At 30.2% G+C, this 5,022-nt stretch carries 5 protein-coding genes and 1 pseudogene; 5 read left to right on the top strand and 1 reads right to left on the bottom strand.

Annotated features, from left to right (window positions below):
- From CXF67_RS18145 to CXF67_RS07930, 5 genes are all read left to right on the top strand, one after another.
- Positions 1 to 896, top strand: an 896-nt coding sequence (locus CXF67_RS18145; RefSeq protein ID WP_219621023.1) for a hypothetical protein, incomplete at its 5' end; no start/stop codon positions are given.
- Positions 897 to 1,128: 232 nt separating this feature from the next.
- Positions 1,129 to 2,049: an AraC family transcriptional regulator gene (locus CXF67_RS07950; RefSeq protein ID WP_257984628.1), complete on the top strand. Its 921-nt coding sequence runs from the start codon at positions 1,129 to 1,131 to the stop codon at positions 2,047 to 2,049.
- 247 nt (positions 2,050 to 2,296) lie between these two features.
- Positions 2,297 to 2,995 (top strand): hypothetical protein, encoded by a 699-nt coding sequence (locus CXF67_RS07945; protein ID WP_145990400.1) that lies wholly within the window; start codon positions 2,297 to 2,299, stop codon positions 2,993 to 2,995.
- 239 nt (positions 2,996 to 3,234) lie between these two features.
- Complete coding sequence (locus CXF67_RS07935) at positions 3,235 to 3,792, top strand: VOC family protein (protein WP_308302183.1); 558 nt, start codon at positions 3,235 to 3,237, stop codon at positions 3,790 to 3,792.
- Positions 3,793 to 3,978: 186 nt separating this feature from the next.
- The gene (locus CXF67_RS07930; protein ID WP_102088267.1) at positions 3,979 to 4,818 is read left to right on the top strand and encodes an SDR family NAD(P)-dependent oxidoreductase; all 840 of its coding nucleotides are present in this window, start codon (positions 3,979 to 3,981) and stop codon (positions 4,816 to 4,818) included.
- A 56-nt stretch (positions 4,819 to 4,874) separates the two neighbouring features.
- On the opposite strand, the pseudogene CXF67_RS18750 reads toward CXF67_RS07930, so the two are convergent.
- Positions 4,875 to 5,022, bottom strand: a pseudogene (locus CXF67_RS18750) (IS110 family transposase); the annotation flags it as partial.

The following is a 5,022-nucleotide window of genomic DNA, read 5'->3' as shown; positions in this document are numbered from 1 at the left end:
CAAACGACGACGATTTTGATAACAAATCTACTGATGTAGAACTCACCATAGGTAACTCTATTTTTGTCAATAATGAGCAAATACTTGTAAGTGGTATTAAAAATTCAAACAATAATTTTTCAACCGAATTTTGGATTGACAATATTTCTACTGATTCTATAACCTTTGCTAATTCATTAAAAATAAATGACGTTTATCGTGGATCAATAGATAACTTATATAGAACAACATTTATCAACAAAAAAAATAATTATGACGCCAATCTGTATAGTTTTCATCAAGGAGCTTTAATGCCTGATGGAAACATATTATTTTATAAAAATAATAATCCTATAACTACAAATATTCCTAATCCAGGTGTCTTATCAGCTATAAGTTTTTTTAATGAACAACCTTTTTATAGTGGACATATTAGTGAAGAAATTTTTACTGAAACCGGACCAAGTTTTGTTCCTAATATCCCGTTTTTTTGGGATGGAAATTCATCAATAGTAGAATTACCTATACCTGAAGAACTCTTTTTTAGGGGAACAAGTTGTCTGTTTGTTGACTTGGATGATTTTTATGTTGGAGGAAAAACTTCATTCCCGATGTACTGGAAAAATACTGAAATGATAAAATTAGGAGAATTATTTGGTGAAGTAAATCAAATTTATTTAGCTGGAGAAAACGTCTATGCTGTTGGATTTTATAATAAAAACGATAGTAACAGCACAGGTCATACAGCTTGTTATTGGAAAAATGGAGAGTTATTTGAACTAGATGATAACGCTCAAGCAAATGATATTTTTATTGATGAAAATGATATTTATATATGTGGATCAACAGGAAATGTTCCTGCAGAATATAACGCTTGTTATTGGAAAAACGGAATTAGAGTTGACTTACCAAAATAATTAGTATTTGATAAAAACTAAGTACAACATTGGCTATAATTAATACGGGTTTTACTGTTTAATCCAAAGTTTAGAATATTTTTATAAAGTCCGCCAAATCTTTTGATTTAGCTTTTAAAATGAAAAAATTAAAACAAAATAAAAAGTTTTGGCTAAGTGCTTAATCTAAAGTTCACTACTTTTAATTCCCGCACTAACCATAGCCTAAACGTTGTACAGCATTTGAACACAAATGAAAATATTAGATAAAGAAATAGAAACAGATTACAAAAATCGAATTAACCGAGTGTTTGAATTCATTGACAAAAACTTGGAATCGGATTTATCATTGAACACTGTTTCGGAAATTGCTTTTTTCTCACCATTTCATTTTCATAGAGTTTTCAAATTTGTTACTAAAGAAACTCTAAATGAATACGTGACAAGGCGGAGAATTGAAAAATCAGCTTCGGATTTACTTCATAAAAACATCACAACAACGGAAATAGCACACAAATATGGATTTAGTGATAATTCTTCCTATTCAAGAGCTTTTAAAAAGTATTTTGGAATAAGTCCAACCGGATTCATAAAGGAAAACCCAAATAGACATAGCAAGATTCGTCAACTTAAAAGCAAGAACGGACAAGAATATCCTGACTATGAAAAATACATTTGCATCATTAATAATCTAAAAAAATGGACAGAAATGAATGCAAAAATTGAAATTAAAGAAACACCTGAATTGACTCTTGCGGGAGTAACTCACGTTGGAATTAGCGGAATTGAAAACGCTTTTGAAAAACTTACAAAGTGGGCAATACCCAAAGGCTTACTAAAAAATTCAGAAGCAAAAATGGGTAGAATTTTCTACGACAGTTTTAAAGTTACCGCACCTGATAAAGTTCGTATGAGTATCTTTTTGATAACTAATGAACCTTTTGAAACAGAAGGCGAAATTAATAAGGTTACCATCAAAAAAGGAAAATGTATTGTTGGTCGTTTTGAGATATCACCTAACGAATTTGAAAAGTCTTGGACAAGCCTATTTATTTGGATGAACGAAAACGGATATAAAAAGAGTCCTGAAAATCCATTTGAAATTTATCACAATGACTATAGGGAACATCCTGAAAATAAATTTATAGTTGATTTGAATATCCCTATCGAATAAAAAACGCTGTACAACAACGTTTATAAAACATAGCTAATAAGTGCAAATCGAAAGGTTTGTGCTTATTTATAAAGACCGCCAAATTTTTAAATTTAGCTTTTAGAAAAATAAAGATAAAAACAAAATATAAAAATTCGGCTCTGTGTTTATCCGAAAGGTTAGTGTCTTTTTACAAGCTACGTTTCATACACAAACCGTTAGAAAACATATGAAACAAACATTTATAATTTTAATAAACCTCTTGCTTTTGAATTCTATTAGTGCACAAGAATTCAATAAAAATATTGATAAAGACTCTCTATTTCAAATTGTTACCAAAGACTTTCATCCAGAGAAAATAAAAGAACTTGAAAAAGCTTATACAGAAGGTAATGATGCAACTAAGGAATTTTTATTAATGATGTTTTCATTGCCAAAAAGTAGTAAGACAAAATTAGTTGACAACCTTAAGAATAACGAAGATAAAATAGTAAACCTATCAAAAGAATTTTCCAAGTTAGTTTCTGATAGCCTGATTGTATACATTGAGTTTGTTCCCGAAAATCGTATTTTAACTATGAAAGCTGGTGTTGACTTAAAAATCTATACTAAAACTATTGATGGAAAATCTAAACTCATTTCTAAAGGAAGAAATATAGAGTATGGCTCTAATTCTTTAAACGAAAAATTAAAAATATTAAATTGGGATAATGCCACTTTGCATAATGTAAAAAAAATGCTGGACGAAATTAATTGTATCTCGATAGAAAACAGAAAAATAAATATTATCGGATTGGCCAGAAGTGGATTGGGTAAATATTCATATGCCCTTTATACAGAAAGCTCAAAAGAGTATATGGAAAAGGAGTTTGAACAAGGGTGCAATTACATTCTTTACAAGGACCACATTCCATTAAATTACGAAAGAGGTGCTATAGGACCGATTTGTTTTCCAGATCCTAAATAATACTTTTGCTAACAATATATATGAAAAATAGCACAAGTAGTTGCTAAATAAACGGTTTGGGCATTTTTGGAAAGTCGCCAAATTTTTAAATTTGACGATTTCACTAAATTTAAATAAATAGTAAAATTTAAAAATTCCGCTTGTGTTAATCCGAAAAGATAATGCTTCCTTTTAGCGCTACTTTTCATATACGAGACGTTACCTGCAAGCTGAAAAAAAACGTCACACCGAATAGAATTATGAGAAAAACTATAATATATTTCCTACTTACAGCCATATTATTTGGATGTAATATGAATCCAAATAAAGAAGAAAGGATAAAAAAACTCGAAACCGAGAATAAAATATTTTTGGAAAAAATAAATTACCTTGAGAATAGAATTGAATTAAACCAAACTAATAAAACAGTTACAAAAGAAAACAATATGGATTTAGGAGCATTTTCAGTTAGTCTTAGTGTTAAAGACTTAAAAGTATCAATGAAATTTTACGAAAATCTTGGGTTTGTGCAACTCGGAGGAGATTTGCAAAAAAACTATCTAATAATGAAAAATCAAAATTCGTTAATAGGATTATTCCAAGGTATGTTTGAGGGAAATATATTAACCTTTAACCCAGGTTGGGATGAAAACGCAAAAGAGATTGAAACTTTTGTCGATATTAGAAAAATTCAGGAAGAATTAAAAAGTAATGTAATCAATATTGGGACTGAAATCGACAAAAATACTTCCGGACCAGCAAGTTTTATGACAACTGACCCAGACGGAAATGTAATCTTAATTGACCAGCATAGATAATCGAATGATACATGGTAAAAAAAGCCAGCAGGTAACAATGTATATAAAAAAATAGGCGAAATAGTACTAAAATCAAGGCTTTTGGCTCGTATCAAAGTTTGTACTTAACCGAAAGTTTAGTGCTTCGTAACCGCCTACTTTTCATATACTAAACGTTGTGTACAATAAAACAGACTGAACACGTTAATGAATGAATTAGAAAATAAAGTTGTATTAGTAACAGGTGCAAGCCGAGGAATAGGTAAAGGAATAGCTATTGCGTTGGCTAAAAGTGGAGCAATAATTTATATAACTGGAAGAACGGAGAACGAAAAAAATAATGCATCTAAACTTTCAGGAACTATCTATGAAACCGAGAAACAAATTATTGCAAATGGAGGAAGATGTAAAGCTATATGTTGTGACCATACTAACGACCAAGAAGTAGTTAAGGTTTTCAAACACATTTTTGAAACACATAACAAAATTGATATTTTAGTAAATAGTGTTTGGGGAGGATATGAATACTTCAATGATGGTACAGAATTTTGGTTAGAAAAAGGTTTTTGGGATTCCCCTATTTCAAGATGGGATAAAATGTTTTCTTCTGGAGTTAGAGCAGCTTATTTTGCAAGTGCTCAGGCTGCACAAAAAATGACGGAACAAAAGTCTGGCATAATCTTTAATCTTTCATTTTGGACTGCTCAAAGAAATGATAAAGGAGTAGCTTACTGTACTTCGAAAGCAGCAACAGACAAGATGACTGAAGCTATGGCTTACGAATTATTTAAATTCAATGTTCCTGTAATTAGTTTATATCCTGGAATTGTAAGAACCGAAGCAGTATTAGAAAATAAGGAACATTTTGATTTAAGTAATTCGGAATCACCTGAATTTGTTGGTATGGTAATATCCAAGATTGCGTCAGATAAAAAAGCAATTGAAAAGACAGGAAAAATACTGATAGTTGCAAAAGAGGCTATTGAGTACGGAATAAAAGATATTGATGGGAAACAACCGAAACCTCTATCATTAAATGAAATTTAAAATGTACAATTACTGTACACAACAAAGTACTGTGGTAAAAAACAAGTAAAAATGCATTAACTTTTCACTAAAGTACTTCTATAGGTATCCTCATAAATTAATCCTGATTTAGCAATTGCAAAGGCTTGTTTTAATAGCTTATTACATACCGCTATTAATGCTAATTTTTTACTCTTACCTTTTGCTACTATTCGCTCATAAACT

This window comes from Psychroflexus sp. MES1-P1E, from assembly GCF_002836055.1.
In the GTDB taxonomy this organism is placed as follows: domain Bacteria; phylum Bacteroidota; class Bacteroidia; order Flavobacteriales; family Flavobacteriaceae; genus Psychroflexus.
The sequence above is the reverse complement of the archived record's forward strand: the minus strand, read 5'-3'. Positions and strand labels throughout refer to the sequence as shown.